This window comes from Psychrobacter sp. 2Y5 (assembly GCF_051847375.1).
Classification (GTDB): Bacteria; Pseudomonadota; Gammaproteobacteria; order Pseudomonadales; family Moraxellaceae; genus Psychrobacter.
On record NZ_JBPYDA010000024.1, the window covers coordinates 1 to 2,869 of the forward strand.

Here is a 2,869-nt window from a genome sequence, read left to right on the forward strand (position 1 = left end):
GTTTGCCAATGCAGGTGATATTAATTTAGCAGCAGATATCGACGGTAACGAGTTCTCAGGTACTGCAGCTGATGAGAGTGGTTACAATACTGAAGGTGCTTTCTACGGTAAAGATGCCAATTATATCGGTGGTATCTATGAAGGTAATGGCTCACAAGGTACTTTTGGCGCTGAGAAGAATCAAGAGGTAACCCCAGATCCAGAGCCAACACCTGAGCCAGAACCGACTCCTGAGCCAGAACCGACTCCTGAGCCAGAACCAGCTCCTGAGCCAGAACCAGCTCCTGAGCCAGAACCAGCTCCTGAGCCAGAACCAGCTCCAGTAGCACCTACCAATCCAGATGTCGGTGCGGATACTGAGTTCACTGGCTTCCAAAGTAATAGCTTGAGTAGCAAAAAGAACGGTCAAATTACTGAAGATGCGATAGGCTACGCGGAAATCCGTGATGACAAGTCTGACTTTACTGAAACGGTAGAGGTAGATGGGTCACAAGTTCCAGTAGATAATCGAGAAGGCGATAACTTTACTGGTTACGATAAGTTCTTGGCGCGTGCCGATATGACTAAGCCTGATTCTGTTAAAGAACAGGTTCTAGTAAATATCAGTGGCGATAACGACTCGGATTATGGTAATGGCTTTAGTCTGCATACTGAAACTACAAGTGTTCAAGGTCCAGTAGCATTAGAATTAAACTACTCTTCTGTGTATAGAAATTTTGATTCTCAAATGCAAATCGGTCATGTTTACGGTGATCCTAAAGGTACTGGATTCTTAGCTGGTCTTGGTGATCTAGCACGTGTATCCAATGTCTATGTACAAGGTAATGGTACTAGTCTTGACGACATGCAGTATATGAAAGAGCTCGCCCAGTACAACATCGATAACAATATCAATGATGGCATGGTAGCGTATAACGGTGTTGCCACTTACATGGAAAACCTACATCTAAAAGATGGTGAGCGTGGTGGACCAGTAGTTAATGGTACTTCCGCATTCGATGTAGACTTTGTCAACAGTAAGCTTGAAGGTAAGCTGACGTTTGCAGATGGTGATTATCAGTATATGCCTGCTGGTAATCAAATTGATATTACTGCAGATATTAGTGGTAACACCTTCGCTGGTAACGCCAACAATATCGATACAGCTGGCGGTTTCTACGGTGAGGACGCTAATTTCTTAGGCGGCGTTTATCAAGAAGCTAAAACTCAAGGTGGTAAAGGTGCACAGCCAGGAGAAGGCACAACTTTCCAAGGTACCTTTGGGGCTGAAAAGCAGTAAGTTAATCTAAAAGTTTATAATAAAAAAAAGCGCCTTCGGGCGCTTTTTTTTGTTTTAGTGCATTTGAAAGAACTGTATAAGCATATATTAGTAATTATTTAAAACTAAGGTGAGGTAAATTATAAAAATATAAAAGTTATATTTTAAAATTTCCTTTAGATTAAATAAAAATATATTATATTTAAATAAATAGCATTGTTATATCTTACTAATTTATATGCTATTTTCAGTGTACAATTGTATTTATATAAAAAATAAATTGCTTCAATAAAAAAATTGAAATTGAACAAGGAAGTTATTTTTAAAAATTGACAATTAATATTTTTTTTGGTTATCTATATGAGCTTATCAATAAATGTTAAGTAATTAAGTAATGGAATACTTTTTTTAAATCATGGAGCGATAACTATGTCCCCAATTATGCCTGATAGTTTTTCTGACTATTCTTCAAAAACTCTTAAAACCCCGTTAAAAGCTAGTGTTATTCTTTTAACTGCTGTTATTCTAGCCTCATGTTCATCTGATGGTAGTGATAGTAATATCACTAATGATAGCACCCCAATAATTAAGCCTACTCCAGACAATGGCGGTGAAGGTACTGATGATGAAGGCAGCGGTAACGAAGGAAACGGCGGTGAGGCTAGTGAATCTGATGCACTAAAAGCAGCTAAAGCGGAAGCAGCAGAAGCGAAAGCCAAAACTAAAGCTGCTCTAGCAGAAGCAGAGACAGCTAAAGCTGATGCTAAGAAAGCTAATGCCGCCGCTGTTGCTGCAAAAAATGCGGCTGATGCAAAGATAGCCGCAATAGAAAAAGCTTCTAGCAGTCAGTTAGCCGCTGCCAAAAAGGCCGCCAGTGATGCGGAGAGTAGAGCTAAAGCTGCAGAAATCAAAGCCACTCAAGCGGAGGCTAAGGCGCAAGCGTCTGCTAAAAAAGCAGTAGATGCTGCGCAAGCTGAGGCTGCCGCCGCTAAGGCTGCCGCTGCCGCAGCAAAAAAAGAAGCAGACTCAAAAATTGCAGCTGTAGAGAAAGCTTCAAAAGCTGAAGTAGGAGCGGCAAAAAAAGCAGCAAAAGAAGCTAAAGCTCTTGCAGATAAAGCAGAAGCCGACGCTAAAGCTGCTCAAAATCGAGCTGATACTGCTATAGCTAATGCAAAAGCAGAAGCAAAAGAAAGACTGGCTGCTGAGGCTAGAGCTAAAGCTGCAGAGGCCGCTACGCAAAAAGCAGAGAAAGCTAAAGAAGACGCTATCAAAGCTAAGAATGACGCTATCAAAGCCAAAGAAGAAGCTCTTCAAGCTCAAAAAGAAGCCGAAGACGCTTTAGCTGCAGGTGGCGGTGGAAATTCAGAAGCGCTACAAGCAGAAGCAGATCGCAAAGCCAAATTAGCGAAAGAAGCGCAAATACGAGCTGAAAGCACTGTAAAAGCGGCACAAGCTGCTGCCGCTGCTGCAGAAGCCAGAGCTGCTGCTGCCACAAAAGCCGCTAAAGATTCAGCAGCAGCCCTAGCAGCAGCCGAGATCAAAAATGCACCGGAAGCTAAGAAGTCTGGTGTACAGTCATTGAACGTCAATGTTGCACCGTTAAATAAAGTC

1 protein-coding gene and 1 pseudogene are annotated in these 2,869 nt (G+C 41.9%); both read left to right on the forward strand.

Features of this window, described 5'->3' with window-relative positions:
• The coding region (locus tag ACS8E3_RS12930) for a transferrin-binding protein-like solute binding protein (RefSeq protein ID WP_439244746.1) at window positions 1–1,279 on the forward strand (1,279 nt) is incomplete at its 5' end.
• 408 nt (window positions 1,280–1,687) lie between these two features.
• Window positions 1,688–2,869: pseudogene (locus ACS8E3_RS12935) on the forward strand (hypothetical protein); the annotation flags it as partial.